Genomic DNA, 17,892 nt, shown 5'->3' with positions numbered 1-17,892 from the left:
GATGCAACATTACACTAACTTAAATGACATTCAAAATCTTGATGTTATAATTAATAAGGCTATCCAGCTTAAAAGAAATCCTTTTCAATACAAAGAATTAGGAAAAAACAAAACCTTAATCATGTTGTTTTTTAATGCCAGTTTACGTACACGATTAAGTACTGAAAAAGCTGCAAAGAACTTAGGCATGGAAGTTAGTATTTTAAATATAGCAAACACCTGGAATATCGAGTTTGAAGACGGTACTAAAATGAATCTGAATACTTCTGAACACATCAAAGAAGCTGCTAGAGTTATATCTCAATACGCAGATATTATTGCTGTCAGGGCTTTTCCTACCTTAACTGATAAAACTAAAGACCTTTCAGAAATCATTATTAATAGCTTTAAAAAATATGCTACAGTACCAATTATAAATATGGAAAGCGCTACAGATCACCCTTTACAGGCATTAGCTGATGGCATTACATTAGAAGAGCAAAAAACTAAAAAAAGACCGAAAGTAGTGTTGTCATGGGCTCCACACCCAAAAGCGCTACCACATTCTGTCGCAAATAGCTTTATTCATTTAGCAAAAAAAATAAATATTGATTTTATGATCACGCACCCTCCTGGATATGAACTAGACCCTAATATAACAGGGGATATACCTATCTTATACAACCAAAAAAAAGCTCTTAAAGATGCTGACTTTGTATACGCAAAAAATTGGAGTTCTTTTTCAAATTACGGTAGAGTTCTGCATAGCAATAGTAGCTGGATGATAACTAATAAAACTTTAGGTAACGCCAAATTCATGCACTGTCTACCTATTCGCAGAAATATTGTAGCAGAAGACGCTGTACTTGATGGAATGAACTCTCTAGTAACAGAACAAGCAAATAATAGAGTTTATGCTGCACAAGTAGTTTTAAAAAAACTTTTAACACAAAAAAATGAAATAAAGTGAAAACTATAAAAATCATAAAAATAGGCGGTAACATTGTAAATAATAAAAAAACTCTCGATATCTTTTTAAAAAACTTTTCAGAAATAAAGACCCCTAAAATTTTAGTTCATGGTGGAGGAAAACTAGCATCTGAACTATCTAAAAAAATCGGAATTCCTGTGAAAATGATTGATGGTAGAAGAGTAACTGATGCCAACACACTTGATGTCGCAACGATGGTTTATGCCGGCAAAATCAATAAAAATATTGTAGCTCAACTTCAATCAAACAAGTTAAACGCCATAGGTTTAAGTGGAACTGATGCTAATACCATTACCTCAATTCAAAGACCTTCAACACCTATTGATTTTGGCTTTGTTGGTGACGTTATTAAAGTAAATACATCAATAATAGAATTATTATTAAAAAACAACATTACACCTGTATTCTGTGCAATTACACATGATAATAATGGCAATTTATTAAATACTAATGCTGACACAATTGCTTCTGAAGTAGCTATTGCTTTAGCACAGAACTATGTTACGGAGCTATATTACTGTTTCGAAAAAAATGGAGTTCTAAGAAACGTTGATCAATCTGATTCTATAATTGAAAAAATTAACTTAAAAACTTATCTAAAACTCAAAAAAGAACAAATTATATCTGACGGTATGATTCCTAAACTGGACAACTGTTTTCACGCACTTAAAAATAAAGTACTTAAAGTAAATATTGGAACTATCGATATGATTACAAATAGCCAAAAAAAGCATACATCATTGCATTTATCATGATACAAGAACTTACCCAAAAAGCTATAGACTTATTAAAAAGCCTAATAGAAGTCTCTTCTTTTTCATCAGAGGAAGAAAAAAGCGCCTTGCTACTAGAAGTTTGGTTTAAATACCATAACATTCCATGTACAAGAACAAAAAATAATGTATGGTCTATTCATAAAGACTTCGATTCATCAAAACCAACATTATTACTAAATTCTCATCACGATACAGTTAAACCAAATAACGGATACACTAAAGACCCCTTTACACCTATTATAGAAGAGGGCAAATTATATGGTTTGGGTAGCAATGATGCAGGAGGCTGTTTAGTATCATTATTAGCTACATACACCTATTTTTATCAACAACATAATCTATCTTATAATCTTATATTCGCTGGAACTGCCGAAGAAGAAAACAGCGGTCCAAATGGATTGAATAGCTTGCTAAAAACACTACCTCATATCGATGTAGCAATAGTAGGAGAACCTACACAAATGCAACTAGCTATTGCTGAAAAAGGATTAGTCGTTTTTGACGCTGAAATTACTGGAACACCTAGTCATGCAGCACATCCCAACAATAACAATGCTATTTATAATACTATCAATACTCTAAAATGGTTTCAAAACATAAGTTTTGAAAAAACTTCCAAAACCTTAGGTGATGTTAAATTGACAGTAACACAAATTAATGCTGGAAAACAACATAATGCCATTCCTGCAAATGTTTCATTAGTAATCGATGTCCGAGTTAATGACAAATATACCAACCAAGAAATCAGTGATTTTTTGCAAAAAAATGCGCCATGTGATAAAATCACTCCTAGGAGTTTGAATTTAAATTCTTCTTCAATACAAAAAGACCATCCGTTGGTTCAGGCTGGCATTAATTTAGGAAGAAAAACATATGGTTCTCCCACATTATCTGATCAATCAGTATTGAATTGCCCTTCTTTAAAACTTGGACCTGGAGATAGCAAACGTTCTCACAGCGCTAACGAATATATTTTCTTGGATGAAATCAAAGAGGGAATTGAATTGTATATAAAATTACTTGAAAAAGTACTAATATAGATTGATTACAAAAAGTAAAAACAAATCAATAATAAGGTTATCATTGAGTAATCGCTTAAATTATTTCTATTCAACATTTACTAAAATAACATAATATTAACCACAAACAATTAAACAAATGAAACTTTGGGATAAAGGCATAAAAATGGATAAAAAAATAGAAAATTTCACTATTGGAAATGATAGAGAAATAGATATGTTTATCGCACCATATGACATACAAGCATCTATAGCTCACGCTAAAATGCTAGCAAAAACTGATATTATCTCAGAGCGAGAGCAATTTAAGCTCTTAGAAGGATTAAAAAACTTATCTGATCAAATTGAAAACGGAACCTTTTGTATTGATAATACATTTGAAGATATACATTCAAAGATAGAACATGAACTTATTAAATATTGTGGTGAAATTGGCAAGAAAATCCACACAGCTCGATCAAGAAACGATCAAGTATTAGTTGCCCTACACCTATATTACAAAGATAATTTTAAGATTATAATACAAAAAACAAAAATACTTTTCGAAACCTTATTAACGCTTTCAAAAGATCATGAAAATCAACTATTACCAGGCTATACTCATTTACAAATTGCCATGCCTTCTTCTTTTGGGCTCTGGTTTTCTGCCTATGCAGAATTATTGGTTGATGATTTACATCTTATTAAGGCTGCTTTGAAAATAGTAGACCAAAATCCTTTAGGTTCTGCTGCTGGTTATGGTAGTTCATTTCCGATTGATAGAGAATTTACCACAAAAGAACTTAACTTCCATACGTTAAAATACAATGTTGTTGCCGCACAATTGAGCAGAGGAAAAAGTGAACGTACAGCTGCAATGGCATTGGGAAGCCTAGCAAATACATTAGCTCGTTTTTCGATGGATATATGTCTTTATATTAGTCAAAACTTTAACTTTATTTCTTTTCCAGATGAGCTTACCACTGGCAGCAGTATAATGCCTCATAAAAAAAATCCTGATGTTTTCGAATTGATAAGAGCAAAGTGCAATAAAATTCAGGCGCTTTACAGTGAAACACTCCTATTAACTAATAATTTACCGAGTGGTTACCACAGAGACTATCAATTACTAAAAGAAAATATGATACGTACTTTTGAGGATTTTAAAGACATTCTAGATATTTTTAATTTTAGTATTAAGAAAATCATTGTTAAAGACATTGATCTAAATGATGAAAAATACAAGTATCTATTTACTGTTGACAACATAAACAATTTAGTAGAACAAGGGATGAGCTTCAGAGAAGCCTACAGAAAAATAGGTAATGAAATATCTGAAGGATCTTATATTCCCGATACATCAAAAAAACACATTCATACAGGAAGCATACATAATCTTAGCCTAGATCAAATACATAGAAAGCTAAATGATGTTTAATCTTTTTATGGTTAGGTAATAGAATGAATTTTAATTTCGAAACAAAAATCAACAAAAAAAAACACCCATTATTAATTAATTCATATTTTTTTTACTTTTTTTCTAAATATTTATGTGACTTATTTTTTTTTATGTGTCAAAAAGGTAATTTAAGTAATAAAGCTGGGGGGCTTTTATATTTAAGGTTAAATAAAAAGGAGCTCTTTTTAAGAGCTCCTTTTTTTAAAATTTTTATAACAATCTATTTAAAAACTAGTATAATCTTTCTAGTGCATTTACATCATTACTATTAAATTCACCATCTGCACTTGTACTAAAACATGCAACCATTATAGAAGTTGCGTCATAACCTGTTGGAGTACCTGCGATATGATTTGCCCCTACACCAGCAGATCCTTCATTTGAATTTTGACCACAACTTTGACGGCTAAACCAATCCGTATGTCTAAATCCAATTGCATGACCAATTTCATGAGTAATTACATGCTCATTAACATTGGTTGAATAATTCTGTAAACCATAAATTTGAATCCACTTATAAGGACGGCCTCCGCTAGGAAAACCAGCTTGACCTCCAGAACCTCCATTATTCGGGTTGTGATAAACTACCATATCTTTTGAATTATAATTTGTGCCAAAAGTTAATGTAAATCTTATTGAAAGCCCTAACCTATTATAGTTGTTAACAGCCCACTGTAGACCTTCTCTTTCTTTTGAAGAAAGACCATACCCACCACCACCGGTGTAACCTATAATCGAAATATTTCTTCCTTGAGAGACTAAATTATTGGTCGAATATTGACGTGTTTTGTCTTCTTTTTTGGATGCTGCAAGTGTTAAAATTTCTTGCTCCGTCATAGCAATGTCTTCCTCAACATACAATCGATCTTCAGAAGTCCCATCAGGGAAATAGAAAGTGTCATATCGTAAATGGTTGACGTTTAATTCTAGTTTTGCCGCCGCATCAACAACTTTTTGTGGTACGGTCTTGGTCCAAGGGTGTTCGACTGCCTGATTATCAGTATTAGAATCATTTACTTGTTCATTTTCACTAGAACACGACGCAAGGATTCCCCCTGCCATCAGCCCCAAGTATAGGGCCATTTTAGCTTTGCTCATAATATTAGCGTTTAAATTGTTTAGAATGGGTTTTAAATCGAAACCAAACTACACAATTCTTAACTAAAAAATAAACCTTAACATAACTTTAACTTAAAAAAACACAAAAATTAAACATAAAAGTAACTTAAATGTAAAAAAAACAACGTTATGTTAATATATTAACAAACAAAACAATAAAAAAATATAAATTAAACACATTTACTTCATAAAAGTAATTAAAAAAAGAAAACTTACTCATTGAAAATAATTTTAATGAATAAGCTTTTGTGTTAAATATCTTTAAAAGAATCTAAATTATAGTACTCTGTCCCATATGGATATTTTGAAAATTAATATCCGTATCTTCTTGATTATTAACATAATCAGCAATAAAATCTCCAACTTTACTTGTTGAAAACGGTTTTTCAAAATTTATATCCTCAGTAGTTATCCCTAATTCTAGTGATTTTTGAACTGCTTTATCAATAGCTCCTGCCTCTTCGTGTAATCCGAGATGCTCCAATAACATTGCTGCTGATAATATGGATGCTAAGGGATTTGCAATATCTTTTCCTTTAGCTTGGGGAAATGATCCATGGATTGGCTCAAATAAAGCATTATTCTTACCAATAGATGCTGATGCTAATAAACCAATCGACCCACCAATAACACTAGCCTCATCAGAGAGTATATCTCCAAATAAATTTTCAGTTAAAATGACATCAAATTGTTTTGGATTTAATATTAACTGCATAGCTGCATTATCAACAAATAAATAATCTAGTCGAACATCAGGATACTGGACTGCTAATGAAGTAACTGTTTTTCTCCACAATCTTGATGTTTCTAGTACATTTGCTTTATCAACTAAAGTTAATTTTTTTTGCCTTGATTGGGCTGCTTGAAATGCCAAATGTGCAATTCTCTCAATCTCTTCAACAGAATATGTACAACCATCCTTTGCGATGGTTCCATCTTTACTTAATTCTTTTGTACCAAAGTAAATTCCACCAGTCAGCTCTCTGTATATACTAATATCCGTTCCTTTAATACGTTCTTCTTTTAATGGCGAATTATGAATTAAAGTCTCGTATGCTTTCACAGGTCTTATATTACAAAAAAGTCCCAATTCTTTTCTTAATTTTAGCAACCCTTGTTCAGGACGAACCTTTAATGTTGGATCTTCATCATATTTAGGATCACCTATTGCCCCAAAAAGCACTGCATCTGATTCTTTGCATAAATTCAATGTTTTATCTGGCAAGGGAGTCCCTGTTTCATCAATAGCGCAAGCCCCCATTAACCCTTCTTTAAACAAAAATGTGTGATCAAAAACATTAGCTATAGCATTTAAAGCTTTTTTAGCTTGCTCAGTTACTTCTGGTCCTATTCCATCACCCGGAATTATGGCTATATTTACTTTCATTTATTTTTTAATTTTTATCAATCAACTTAAAACTGTTTGTTTTAAGTTTTCCTCTTCAAACTTCTTTATAATATCTTTTTTACTTATTAGAAAATCAATATCATCATATCCATTGAGTAAACAAACTTTCTTATAAGAATCGATTTCAAATTTAGTTTTTCCGATTGGTGTTTTTAATGTTTGCTCTTCAAGATCTACTATAATTCTCGCTGTGGGATCAATTGTAACTATATCCATAAGCCTAGACAAAAAATCTTTCGATACTTGAATAGGTAAAATCCCATTATTTAAAGCATTTCCTTTAAAGATATCGGCAAAAAAACTACTTACAACAACTTTAAAACCATATCCACTTAATGCCCAAGCAGCATGCTCTCTGCTAGATCCACAACCAAAATTATCTCCTGCTATTAGAATACTTCCTCTATACATTGGATTGTTTAAAATAAAATCAGTATTCAAATCTCCATCCTTGCGATAACGCCAATCTCTAAAAACATTATCTCCAAACCCATTTTTGTCGGTAGCTTTTAAAAAACGTGCAGGAATGATTTGATCCGTATCTATATTTTCAATGGACAAAGGTACTCCTGTATCAACTAACTTAACAAACTTATCCATTTAATTTAATTTTTTGGTGAAATTTATAATTTTACCCTCTACTGCAGTTGCTGCTGCCATAAGAGGACTTGCTAAAATAGTTCGTGCTCCTTGGCCTTGACGACCTTCAAAATTTCTATTTGATGTTGATACACAATACTCTCCTTCAGGAATTTTATCATTATTCATCGCTAAACAAGCTGAACATCCAGGCTGACGCAATCTAAAACCAGCTTCTTCAAATATTTCTTGAAGCCCTTCCTCTTTAATTTGTTTTGCTACCTGTTGCGAGCCTGGAACAAGCCAAGCATTTACATTGGAAGCTCTTTGCTTTCCTTTTACATAACTCGCAGCAACTCTAAAATCTTCTATTCTTGAATTTGTACAACTTCCAATAAAAACATAGTTCACAGGAGTATTAATCAAGCTTTTTCCCTTCTTAAAATTCATATACATCAATGCCTTTTCAAAGGAAGCATCATTTTCTTCTGGAATTACCTCCGAAATTTTAAGTCCCATACCAGGATTTGTTCCATAGGTAAGCATTGGCTCAATATCTTCTGCCTTAAAGAAATATTCCTGATCAAAACAAGCATCTTCATCTGTTTTAAGTGTTTTCCAATAAGCTAATTTAGCTTCATATTCATCATCTTTAGGAGCAAATTCTCTTCCTCTTACATACTCAAATGTGGTTTCATCAGGAGCAATCATACCTCCTCTTGCACCCATTTCAATACTCATGTTACATACTGTCATTCTCCCCTCCATAGACATTTCTTCAAAAACATTACCAGCATATTCACAAAAATATCCTGTCCCTGAGTTGGTTCCTAATTTTGCAATGATATATAAAATAACATCTTTTGGAAGTACCCCTTTTTTTAATTTACCATTTACGTTAACACGCAAACTTTTAGGTTTTTCTAATATTAAGCATTGGCTTGCAAAAACTTGTGCTACCTGACTTGTTCCTATTCCAAAAGCAATGGTTCCAAACGCCCCATGAGTCGAAGTATGGCTATCACCACAAACCATGGTCATACCTGGCTGGGTAATTCCTAATTCTGGCGCCATAACATGTACAATTCCATTGTATTTGTGCCCAAGTCCGAAAAGTTTAATATTATTTTTTTTACAATTGTTTGTAAGCTGCTCTAACTGATTTCTAGAAAGTGCATCTTTTACAGGCAAATGCTGATCTACCGTAGGAGTGTTATGGTCTGCTGTGGCAACAATCTTATCTGGACGCGCTATTGAAATACCTCTATCTTCCAACTCTTTGAATGCCTGAGGACTTGTTACCTCATGGATTAAATGCTTATCTATATATAAAACTTGAGGTCCATTTGGTATTGTTTCAACTACATGTTCATCCCACACCTTATCAAATAATGTCTTTCCCATTTAAGCTATTGCTATTTTTGAAATTTTATTAACCTGTTGCATAATTAAATGAATATCTTCATCAATTACTTCTTTTTGTTTATCAGCAAAATTTAAAAAAGTTTCATAAGCACTATCTAGTTGTACTTTTGTTAATTCATAACCTATTTTCTTTGCTCTGTATGCTAAGGCTGCCCTTCCACTTCTTGCAGTTAAAACAATAGCACTTTCAGTAACACCAACATCCGCGGGATTAATAATTTCATACGTTTCTCTATTTTTTATAACCCCGTCTTGATGAATCCCTGAACTATGCGCAAAAGCGTTTGCGCCTACTATTGCTTTGTTGGGTTGCACAACCATGCCCATTTTTTCACGAACCATCAAACTGGTATCATATAACAGCTTAGAATTAATATTAGTGTCTAAATTTAGAAACGGATGCTGTCTAAGAATCATCACAACTTCTTCCAAAGCTGTATTTCCTGCACGTTCTCCTATTCCATTAATAGTACACTCTATTTGTCGAGCCCCATTCATAACACCTGCTATAGAATTGGCTGTAGCCAAACCTAAATCGTTATGACAATGGCATGAAATTGTTACATTTTCTATTCCCTTAACATGATCTTTTAAATATTTTATTTTTGCTCCATATTCATCAGGCAAACAATACCCTGTAGTATCAGGAATATTTAACACTGTTGCCCCTGCCTTAATTACTTCTTCACATATTTTAGCCAAAAATGAATTTTCTGTTCTTCCTGCATCTTCGGCAAAAAATTCAACATCATCAACAAAATTCTTAGCATAAGCTACTGCTTCTTTTGCTCTAAAAATAGCCTCTTCCTTCGTAATGTTAAATTTATATTTAATGTGCGACTCACTAGTTCCTATTCCTGTATGTATGCGCGGTTTTTGAGCTATTTTTAAGGCTTGTCCAGCCACTTCAATATCTTTTTTAACAGCTCTTGTTAACCCACAAACAGATGCGTTTTTAACAATTTTTGCTATTTCCCTTACTGAAATAAAATCACCTGGGCTAGATATTGGAAAACCTGCCTCTATAACATCTACCCCTAAACTATCGAGTCTTTCTGCTATGACAAGTTTTTGTTTTGTATCTAACTTACAACCTGGCACTTGTTCTCCATCTCTTAAAGTGGTATCAAAAATTTGTACTTTATCCTTTGACATATTGTAAATCTTTTGATCTGTTTCTAAAATCAAATGTATATATTGGATTTTGTAACAGCACCCTAAATAAAGGGATAGTTACGAAACTTAATTAATTAAAAAAAAACTTAAATAACTGTAATACAGTTTATTATGAATAAAACAATTACATCAACCAACCAGCAAACGGATTCTCTTTTTGTACTAATAAAGTCTTTATCTAAATCAGAAAAAAGACAATTCAATCTATATATAGGAAGACTTGGTGGAAATATTGATGCTAAATTTTTTGCTTTATTCAAAGTTTTAGAAAAGCAAAAAACATACGACGAAAAAACGATCATTAAAACTGGCATTGTAAGCAAGCAACAATTATCAAATCTGAAAGCACATTTATACAAACAAATATTAACAAGTTTACGGCTTAATCCTGTTCATAAAAATATTAGAATTCAAATTAGAGAGCAATTAGACTTTGCTACTGTTTTGTACTTAAAAGGACTTTATAAACAAAGCTTAAAGTTACTTGATAAAGCAAAAAATATGGCTTTAGATAGTGAAGAAAAAAACATGGCTTATGAAATTATTGAATTCGAAAAACTTATTGAAAGCCAATACATTACAAGAAGCATCAATACTAGAGCCGATGAATTAACCATACAAGCTAAGGGAATCAGTCAACAAAATGTTATAACAAGTAAACTTTCTAACTTATCATTACAGTTATATGGAATCCTATTAAAAAAAGGGTATGTAAGAAATGATGATGAACTAAAAAAGGTAAATGAATATTTTAATGCACGATTGCCTAAATACGCCTTTGACAAACTTGGTTTTAGGGAAAAACTTTGGCTCTACAAAGCTAATTTATGGCATAGCTTTTTAATTCAAGACTTTTTACAAAGCTATAAATATGCTAATAAATGGATTAACTTATTTAAAGAGGCTCCCAAAAACATAACCTTACATCCAGTATTCTATCTTAAAGGTGTTAATTATTTATTAGAAAGTTTATTTTTTATAAAACACTATAAGAAACTGAAAGAAGAATTTTCGTTCCTAGAAAAAGGAATCGAAAATAATGTAATCCCTAAGAATAGTAATACTGAAATTTTAATGTTTCAGTACTATTATACAAATAAACTTCATCTGCATTTTTTTGAGGGTAGTTTTATTGAAGGAGAATATTTAGTAGCTATTATAAATGAAAAGATAGAACTCTATAGAAATTTACTAGACAACCACCATATTGTTGTTTTTTATTATAAGATTGCTTGTCTGTATTTTGGAATGGGAAAAAATACAGAGTGCATTTTTTACTTGAATAAAATTATAAACTCTAAAAATTTACATGTAGCAGAAGACCTACAATGTTTTGCCAGAGTCTTAAGCCTAATTGCTCATTATGAATCAGGATTAGATTATCATTTAGAAATGCAATTTAAAGACACTTACCGCTTTCTTATAAAAATGGAAAATTTACAAGAAGTGCAAAAAGAGTTTATTTCTTCCATAAAAGCTTTAGGAGATGTTTACCCACATCAAATCAAAAATGAATTTAAAAAAATATATGACCGGTTAAAAGTTTTTGAAAATCACCCATATGAAAAACGAGCCTTCTTGTACCTTGACATACTTTCATGGCTTGAAAGTAAAATACAAAACAAGACCGTATCACAAATAATTCAAGAAAAATTTAAAGAATATGCTAAATAATTAAAAAAGCATTTGTATTTTTGCAGTCATGATAATTAACAAAAGACATATTCAAGCTGTTGTAAGCGCTTCTATGCGAGTGTCTTTTGTTGGCACAATTATTATTTCTACTGGGATTACCCTTTAGGGGGTTGCATTAATACATATCATTTTACGTACTATTTATTTTTTTAACAAAAAATAAAAAAAAAACAAGCATTCTTTAATAATAAATCAATTTTATCACTTTTTAAAATGAAAATTTTAAAATTCGGAGGCTCATCAGTAGCAAATAGTCAAAATATAAGCAAAGTAGTTCAAATCATACATAACGCTGCATCAGAAACAAAGGTTGCTGTAGTCGTTTCAGCTTTTGGAAAAACTACGAATAAACTAATTAGTTCAGCCAATAATGCAGCAAATAATAAACCTAATTACCTAGAACTTTATGAGGAAGTTAAGCAACATCATTTTCAAGTTATTCAAGAGTTAGTTCCTGAAAATAAACAAACTAGCGTCAGAAATACCGTTGAAAATATGTTTAGCCAGCTAAAAACCTTATTAGAAGGGTGTTATTTATTAAAAGATATCACACCTAAAACAATGGCTACGGTAAGTGGCTTTGGAGAACTTCTTTCCTCATATATTATTTCTGAAGTTGTTAAACAAAACGTAAACACCGCCTATAAGGATAGTCGAGAAATTATTACCACCTCTAACTTATTTGATAAAGCTCAAGTTAATTTTGAAATAACAAATAAAAATTGTCGCGATTTTTTTGAGAACAATACACACCAAGTTACGCTATTACCTGGTTTTATTGCAAGATCAGAAAGTGGGCTTTCAACAACGTTAGGAAGAGGGGGGTCTGATTATACAGCGGCTATTTATGCGGCTGCTTTAAATGCAGATGAGCTTCAAATTTGGACTGATGTGAGTGGTATGTTTACTGCCAATCCGAGTATTGTAAAACAGGCTTTTTCCATACCTCAAATTTCATATCAGGAAGCGATGGAATTATCGCATTTTGGCGCCAAGGTAATTTATCCACCAACAATTCAACCAGTTTTAGAGAAAAACATTCCTATTGTAATCAAAAATACATTTGATCCTCAAAACGTAGGTACCCTAATCACTAAAAACTCTGTTAATGCAAAGCCAGTTAAAGGAATCACGCATATTGAAAATATCACTTTACTAACAGTTGAAGGCAGTGGCATGGTTGGCGTATCAGGCACTTCAAAAAGACTTTTTGAAACCTTATCAAATCACCAAATTAATGTGGTGCTTATTACGCAAGCATCATCCGAACATTCTATTTGTGTTGGTATTTATGACGAAGATGCAACAAAAGCCATTCATGCTGTTAATAAAGCATTTGAAATTGAAATTGAAAGACATAAAATTAACCCTGCAACCATAGAGCAAGGTTTGGCAATTATAGCATTGGTTGGTGATAATATGAAAAACCACCAAGGACTAAGTGGTCAAATGTTTAGTACTTTGGGTAAAAATAATGTTAATATTAGAGCTATCGCACAGGGAGCTTCTCAAAAAAATATTTCTGCTGTTATTGACAGTCATGATGCTAAAAAGGCTTTAAATACGCTTCATGAACAATTTTTTGAAGATAAAATAAAACAGCTCAACTTATTTGTTACTGGTGTTGGTAATGTAGGTGAACGATTTTTAGCACAAATACATCAACAAAATGATTATTTGAAAGCGCAGTTAAAAATGAATATTAGAGTCGTTGGTTTATCTAATTCGAAAAAAATGGTATTTGATCCAAATGGTATTGACCTGAACAATTGGAACGATACATTGGAAAATGGAGAATCTGCTTCGTTGGAACAATTTTTTGAACGAACCAAAGCATTGAACTTAAGAAATGCTGTTTTTGTTGATAATACTGCCAATAAGGCGGTATCGGAAGTATATGAAAACTATTTACGAAATAATATTGCTGTAGTTACTTGTAATAAAATCGCCTGTGCTTCAAAACTTGAAAACTACCAAAGCTTAAAGAGAATATCAAGAAAGTATAACGCCCCTTTTCTATTTGAAACAAATGTTGGAGCTGGACTTCCTATAATTGATACTTTAAAGAATTTAATAGCTTCTGGAGATCGAGTTTCAAAGATACAAGCCGTTCTATCTGGTAGCTTAAATTTTGTATTTAATAATTTTAATCCAACTACAAGTTTTCACGATGTTGTTAAAGATGCTCAAAAGCAAGGGTATACTGAACCCGATCCTACAATTGATTTAAGCGGTATTGATGTTGCCAGAAAAATATTGATTTTAGCGCGTGAAAGCGGGTACGAATTAGAGTTAACTGATATTGAGAATAAAGCTTTTTTACCTCAAGAATCACTTGAAACTACTAATAATGACGATTTTTATAAAAGTCTACTAAAGTATGAAGCACATTTTCAAAAGCTTTATCAAGAGGCTTCCGATAATAACAGTCGTTTAAAGTATGTCGCTGAATTCGCAAATGGTAAAGCAAGTGTTGGATTACAAGAAATACCAAGTGACCATCCTTTTTACAATTTAGAGGGTAGTGACAATATTGTTCTTTTTTATACAGATCGTTACCCTGTTCAACCTTTACAAATTAAAGGGGCAGGTGCTGGAGCCGATGTAACTGCTTCAGGAATTTTTGCAGATGTTATTAGAACAGGTAGAAACTAGGGTATGTCCTTTTGAAATTTTAAAGAAATGAATTTTATTAAAATATTTGCTCCGGCTACTGTTGCCAATGTTTCTTGCGGTTTTGACTCTATGGGGTTTGCTGTAGAGAATGTTGGTGACGAAATGACTTTTCGAAAAACCTCGCAGAAAGGCATCGAAATTACCGAAATTTCAGGAACAAAAGGCCTTAGCTTAGATCCAACTCAAAATGTAGCTGGTGTGGTAGCACTTGCAATGCTAGAGAAACATCCTGCTGATTTTGGTATTGAAATCACAATGCATAAAGGGTTTTCTCCTGGAAGTGGTTTAGGAAGTAGCGCTGCCAGTGCAAGTGGGGCTGCTTATGGTGTTAATCAATTATTAGGAGCTCCTTTTTCTAATTTAGAATTAACAAAGTTTGCCATGTTAGGCGAAAAAGCAGCTTGTGGTACTGCTATTGCTGACAATGTTGCTGCTGCCGTATTTGGTGGCTTTGTGCTGATACGAAGTTATCAGCCTTTGGATATTGTAAAACTTCCAGTTCCTGATCAATTACGATTGGTAGCAATACACCCTCAAATTGAGGTAAAAACGAAAGACGCAAGAGATGTTTTACCTACTGAAGTGTCTTTAAAAAAAGCCGTAACGCAATGGGCTAATGTTGGAGGGCTGGTCAGCGGACTGTATTCTAACAATTACGATTTAATTAGCAATTCGCTTACAGATGTAATTGTTGAGCCTGCTAGAAAGCATTTAATTCCTCATTTTGATCTTGTAAAATCAGCAGCGATTAAAGCGGGAGCGTTGGGAGCTGGCATCTCAGGATCTGGTCCTACTATTTTTGCAATCTGTAAAGGTGATGTTGTTGCTCAAAAAGTGGCCAACGCAATTGACGCAACTTACAGCAATACAAATATCGATTTTAACGTATTTACGTCTAAAATAAATACAGAAGGTGTCAAAACACTCATCGCTAGTTAAACTAACTTTATTACATAAACAAAGCAAAATGAATTATTATAGTTTACATAAAAAATCACCTAATGTTAGCTTTCAAGAAGCAGTAGTTAACGGTTTAGCTCCCGATAGAGGCTTGTATTTTCCTGAAAAAATTACACCTTTAGCAAAAGAGTTCATCGCTAATCTGGATAAATACTCTAATGAAGAAATTGCTTTTAAAGCGATTCAACAATTTGTAGGAGATGCTATTCCTAAAGAAACGCTTCAAGAAATTGTTAAGGATACACTATCTTTTGATTTTCCTGTTGTTCCAATTGATGAAAATACAGCTACGTTAGAATTATTTCATGGCCCTACTATGGCGTTTAAAGATGTAGGAGCACGCTTTATGGCGCGGTGCTTGGGGTATTTCAATAAAAATAATAATGCTAAAGTAACGGTTCTTGTAGCAACTTCTGGAGATACTGGTGGTGCTGTAGCCCATGGCTTTTTGGGGGTGAAGGGTGTAGAAGTTGTTATTTTATACCCCAGTGGTAAAGTCAGTGATATTCAAGAAAAACAATTGACAACACTTGGGCAAAATATTACTGCTCTTGAGGTAGAAGGTGTTTTTGATGACTGTCAGGAAATGGTTAAAACAGCCTTTTTAGATACTGAAATTAACCGGGTGTTGACATCGGCAAATTCTATTAATATAGCACGCTGGTTACCCCAAATGTTTTACTTTTTCTTTGCCTACAAACAGGTTTATAAGCAACATAAAGAGGTTGTTTTCTCTGTACCAAGTGGTAACTTTGGGAATATTTGTGCAGGGATTATGGCGCAAAAATTAGGACTTCCTATCAAACATTTTGTTGCTTCAACTAATATCAACGATACCGTTCCTAATTACTTAGTCAAAGGAGTTTATGAACCAAAACCTTCTAAAATGACCATTTCAAATGCCATGGATGTAGGAAACCCAAGTAACTTTATTCGTATCCAAGAGTTGTACGGTAATGATATTTCTTCGTTAAGAAAAACCTTTTCTTCTTATGCTTTTAATGATCATGAAACTCGTGAAGCAATGAAAAAAATACATCAAAAAGAGGGGTATATACCTGATCCTCATGGAGCTGTTGGTTATTTAGGAGCTAAAGAATATCAGAAAAATGATGCCGATAGTTTATGTATTTTTTTAGAAACCGCTCATCCTGTAAAATTTTTGGATGTTGTAGAACCAACCCTTTCTGTTAATATAGAGATTCCGAAACAAATTGAAGAAATTCTACATAAAGAAAAAGAGGCTAAATTCATCAATACTTATAGTGATTTAAAAGCTTTTTTAAACTCAGAAAAAATACGTGCTTAAACAGTATTTCATTATCATAAAAAATGCCGGTATAAATTTTATACGGCATTTTTTATTTTTATCAATACTTCGATAAAGTATTCTTACTCAAGATATCATTTTTTAAAATAATATTTCTTTTTAGCTTTTTATCGCTACGGTCTTTTCTGTTCTTTTAATAAATGCATATTTATTTTTACGTAAAAACTGTAAAAATAATACAGCAAAAATAAGATCTACTACCCCTGTAAACATCAATAGTAAGTTTCCTTGTTGGATAAACAAGGCTATAAGGCAATTACAAAAAAAGAGGACTTTCCCAATCATACCTGTAAATATAATTGCGTGGTTTTGGGTTACATTTTCACTAACCATGAGGTAGCCTATTCCAAAAACAATGATCAAACTAAACATTGCATTAAACGGGAAGAGAGATGTGGCTATCGGCATTCCAAAATACGGAAATAAAATATCTGGTATCAATAGCATTCCGATCCAACTAGGTATGGCTGCTCCGAAATTCCATAAACTGGCTATTATAAAAAGATTTTTATCGTAGTTGGTTGTTTTCATTTTGGTAAGTTATGGTTTGATTACTTTGTTTACTTTACCATCAGCTAGTATTTCTATCTCTTTTGATGGAATACCATAAAATAAAGGATTTATTTACTTTCTAAACTATGGAAAAGCATAAAAACAACGTTTTTCTACACACATATTCTTAAGTATATTTCTGAAAAATCTTCTAAAAAAATAAAGATAGCACTTGCAAAACTAATGCTCTCTTATTCTAAAGTAAGATGACTAATTCAAAGGCTCTTCAAAAAAAAGTCATCATAAACCAAAACCATAGGATTTTGAACTTGACAAAAAATTACTCATTTGCTTTGTTAAATATCTTTTTTACGCGATGTTAAAACCAGAAAAATCTACTCCTAAAAACCAACAAAACCACAACATTACTGTTGTGGTTTTGTTGGTTTTTATTACTCTTAAATTAATCGCTAATTATTAACTCATTACTATTAAAAGCGGATTTCAAATTACGAAAACAACTCCATATTAGCCTTTAATAATTCAATTTGAGTTTCAATTACTTTCTTAAATATTTTTTTTCTTTCCTCAGTTTCTTTGTTTTTACGCATCTTCAATAATGTACTCTGAACAAGCTGATTAGTCACTTGAAAAGATCTACACATAGCACTTGAAACACCGTCGCCACCTTCAAAACTTATCAGTTTATCAATAGTCTCTTCGGCAAACTTATTTAATTTAATAACTTCTGATGGAGATACTTTTGCATCAGCATATATCTCGTTAATCATTTGTTCTAAAAATTTATCCATTTTTGTATTATTTTATA

Annotated in this window: 15 protein-coding genes; 8 read left to right on the top strand and 7 right to left on the bottom strand. The window is 32.2% G+C overall.

The window, feature by feature from the left end:
* Position 1 precedes the first annotated feature (1 nt).
* The 4 genes from AC2GW8_RS13090 (at position 2) to argH (ending at position 4,182) form a co-directional block, all read left to right on the top strand.
* Positions 2-949 carry a Rossmann-fold NAD(P)-binding domain-containing protein gene (locus AC2GW8_RS13090; RefSeq protein WP_440880321.1) on the top strand — a complete coding sequence of 316 codons (948 nt, stop codon included), beginning with the start codon at positions 2-4 and terminating at the stop codon, positions 947-949.
* Entirely contained in the window at positions 946-1,725 is a 780-nt protein-coding gene (gene argB / locus AC2GW8_RS13085) for an acetylglutamate kinase (RefSeq protein WP_440880320.1), read from the top strand. The genes AC2GW8_RS13090 and argB overlap by 4 nt, the downstream gene beginning before the upstream one ends.
* Complete coding sequence (locus AC2GW8_RS13080; RefSeq protein WP_440880319.1) at positions 1,722-2,786, top strand: M20/M25/M40 family metallo-hydrolase; 1,065 nt, start codon at positions 1,722-1,724, stop codon at positions 2,784-2,786. The genes argB and AC2GW8_RS13080 overlap by 4 nt, the downstream gene beginning before the upstream one ends.
* Positions 2,787-2,904: 118 nt before the next feature.
* Positions 2,905-4,182: an argininosuccinate lyase gene (gene argH, locus AC2GW8_RS13075; protein ID WP_440880318.1), complete on the top strand. Its 1,278-nt coding sequence runs from the start codon at positions 2,905-2,907 to the stop codon at positions 4,180-4,182.
* A 252-nt stretch (positions 4,183-4,434) separates the two neighbouring features.
* On the opposite strand, the gene AC2GW8_RS13070 is transcribed toward argH, so the two are convergent.
* The 5 genes from AC2GW8_RS13070 to AC2GW8_RS13050 all read right to left on the bottom strand — a co-directional run bounded on the left by AC2GW8_RS13070 (position 4,435) and on the right by AC2GW8_RS13050 (position 9,889).
* Positions 4,435-5,301 (bottom strand): M57 family metalloprotease, encoded by an 867-nt coding sequence (locus AC2GW8_RS13070; RefSeq protein WP_440880317.1) that lies wholly within the window; start codon positions 5,299-5,301, stop codon positions 4,435-4,437.
* Between the two features lie 292 nt (positions 5,302-5,593).
* The gene (gene leuB / locus AC2GW8_RS13065) at positions 5,594-6,709 is read right to left on the bottom strand and encodes a 3-isopropylmalate dehydrogenase (RefSeq protein WP_440880316.1); all 1,116 of its coding nucleotides are present in this window, start codon (positions 6,707-6,709) and stop codon (positions 5,594-5,596) included.
* A 21-nt stretch (positions 6,710-6,730) separates the two neighbouring features.
* Positions 6,731-7,330, bottom strand: a complete 600-nt coding sequence (gene leuD, locus AC2GW8_RS13060; protein WP_440880315.1) for a 3-isopropylmalate dehydratase small subunit — start codon at positions 7,328-7,330, stop codon at positions 6,731-6,733.
* Positions 7,331-8,713, bottom strand: coding sequence for a 3-isopropylmalate dehydratase large subunit (gene leuC, locus AC2GW8_RS13055; RefSeq protein ID WP_440880314.1), 1,383 nt, complete (start codon positions 8,711-8,713; stop codon positions 7,331-7,333).
* Positions 8,714-9,889 carry a 2-isopropylmalate synthase gene (locus AC2GW8_RS13050; protein WP_440880313.1) on the bottom strand — a complete coding sequence of 392 codons (1,176 nt, stop codon included), beginning with the start codon at positions 9,887-9,889 and terminating at the stop codon, positions 8,714-8,716. It abuts the gene before it with no gap.
* A gap of 132 nt (positions 9,890-10,021) precedes the next feature.
* On the opposite strand from AC2GW8_RS13050, the gene AC2GW8_RS13045 reads away from it, so the two are divergent.
* The 4 genes from AC2GW8_RS13045 (at position 10,022) to thrC (ending at position 16,550) form a co-directional block, all read left to right on the top strand.
* Positions 10,022-11,584, top strand: coding sequence for a hypothetical protein (locus tag AC2GW8_RS13045; protein WP_440880312.1), 1,563 nt, complete (start codon positions 10,022-10,024; stop codon positions 11,582-11,584).
* Positions 11,585-11,818: 234 nt separating this feature from the next.
* Complete coding sequence (gene thrA, locus AC2GW8_RS13040) at positions 11,819-14,260, top strand: bifunctional aspartate kinase/homoserine dehydrogenase I (RefSeq protein WP_440880311.1); 2,442 nt, start codon at positions 11,819-11,821, stop codon at positions 14,258-14,260.
* Positions 14,261-14,287: 27 nt separating this feature from the next.
* On the top strand, positions 14,288-15,220 hold the full coding sequence (locus AC2GW8_RS13035) for a homoserine kinase (RefSeq protein ID WP_440880310.1): 933 nt from the start codon (positions 14,288-14,290) through the stop codon (positions 15,218-15,220).
* A gap of 28 nt (positions 15,221-15,248) precedes the next feature.
* Complete coding sequence (thrC, locus tag AC2GW8_RS13030) at positions 15,249-16,550, top strand: threonine synthase (RefSeq protein WP_440880309.1); 1,302 nt, start codon at positions 15,249-15,251, stop codon at positions 16,548-16,550.
* A 120-nt stretch (positions 16,551-16,670) separates the two neighbouring features.
* Here the strand turns inward: thrC and AC2GW8_RS13025 are convergent, their stop codons facing one another.
* Positions 16,671-17,102 carry a hypothetical protein gene (locus tag AC2GW8_RS13025; RefSeq protein WP_440880308.1) on the bottom strand — a complete coding sequence of 144 codons (432 nt, stop codon included), beginning with the start codon at positions 17,100-17,102 and terminating at the stop codon, positions 16,671-16,673.
* A 470-nt stretch (positions 17,103-17,572) separates the two neighbouring features.
* Positions 17,573-17,875, bottom strand: coding sequence for a hypothetical protein (locus tag AC2GW8_RS13020; RefSeq protein WP_440880307.1), 303 nt, complete (start codon positions 17,873-17,875; stop codon positions 17,573-17,575).
* Positions 17,876-17,892: the final 17 nt, after the last annotated feature.

The sequence above is a fragment of the Tenacibaculum profundi genome (assembly GCF_057162725.1).
Note: the sequence above shows the minus strand (reverse complement) of the source record. Positions and strands in the feature narration are given on the sequence as shown.

What these genes read in the sequence shown, in the direction of transcription:
- AC2GW8_RS13090 (WP_440880321.1), top strand. Translation starts at nt 2, where the DNA reads ATGCAACATTACACTAACTTAAATGACATTCAAAATCTTGATGTTATA.
- AC2GW8_RS13080 (WP_440880319.1), top strand. Translation starts at nt 1,722, where the DNA reads ATGATACAAGAACTTACCCAAAAAGCTATAGACTTATTAAAAAGCCTA.
- argH (WP_440880318.1), top strand. Translation starts at nt 2,905, where the DNA reads ATGAAACTTTGGGATAAAGGCATAAAAATGGATAAAAAAATAGAAAAT.
- AC2GW8_RS13070 (WP_440880317.1), bottom strand. Translation starts at nt 5,301, where the DNA reads ATGAGCAAAGCTAAAATGGCCCTATACTTGGGGCTGATGGCAGGGGGA.
- leuB (WP_440880316.1), bottom strand. Translation starts at nt 6,709, where the DNA reads ATGAAAGTAAATATAGCCATAATTCCGGGTGATGGAATAGGACCAGAA.
- leuD (WP_440880315.1), bottom strand. Translation starts at nt 7,330, where the DNA reads ATGGATAAGTTTGTTAAGTTAGTTGATACAGGAGTACCTTTGTCCATT.
- leuC (WP_440880314.1), bottom strand. Translation starts at nt 8,713, where the DNA reads ATGGGAAAGACATTATTTGATAAGGTGTGGGATGAACATGTAGTTGAA.
- AC2GW8_RS13050 (WP_440880313.1), bottom strand. Translation starts at nt 9,889, where the DNA reads ATGTCAAAGGATAAAGTACAAATTTTTGATACCACTTTAAGAGATGGA.
- AC2GW8_RS13045 (WP_440880312.1), top strand. Translation starts at nt 10,022, where the DNA reads ATGAATAAAACAATTACATCAACCAACCAGCAAACGGATTCTCTTTTT.
- thrA (WP_440880311.1), top strand. Translation starts at nt 11,819, where the DNA reads ATGAAAATTTTAAAATTCGGAGGCTCATCAGTAGCAAATAGTCAAAAT.
- AC2GW8_RS13035 (WP_440880310.1), top strand. Translation starts at nt 14,288, where the DNA reads ATGAATTTTATTAAAATATTTGCTCCGGCTACTGTTGCCAATGTTTCT.
- thrC (WP_440880309.1), top strand. Translation starts at nt 15,249, where the DNA reads ATGAATTATTATAGTTTACATAAAAAATCACCTAATGTTAGCTTTCAA.
- AC2GW8_RS13025 (WP_440880308.1), bottom strand. Translation starts at nt 17,102, where the DNA reads ATGAAAACAACCAACTACGATAAAAATCTTTTTATAATAGCCAGTTTA.
- AC2GW8_RS13020 (WP_440880307.1), bottom strand. Translation starts at nt 17,875, where the DNA reads ATGGATAAATTTTTAGAACAAATGATTAACGAGATATATGCTGATGCA.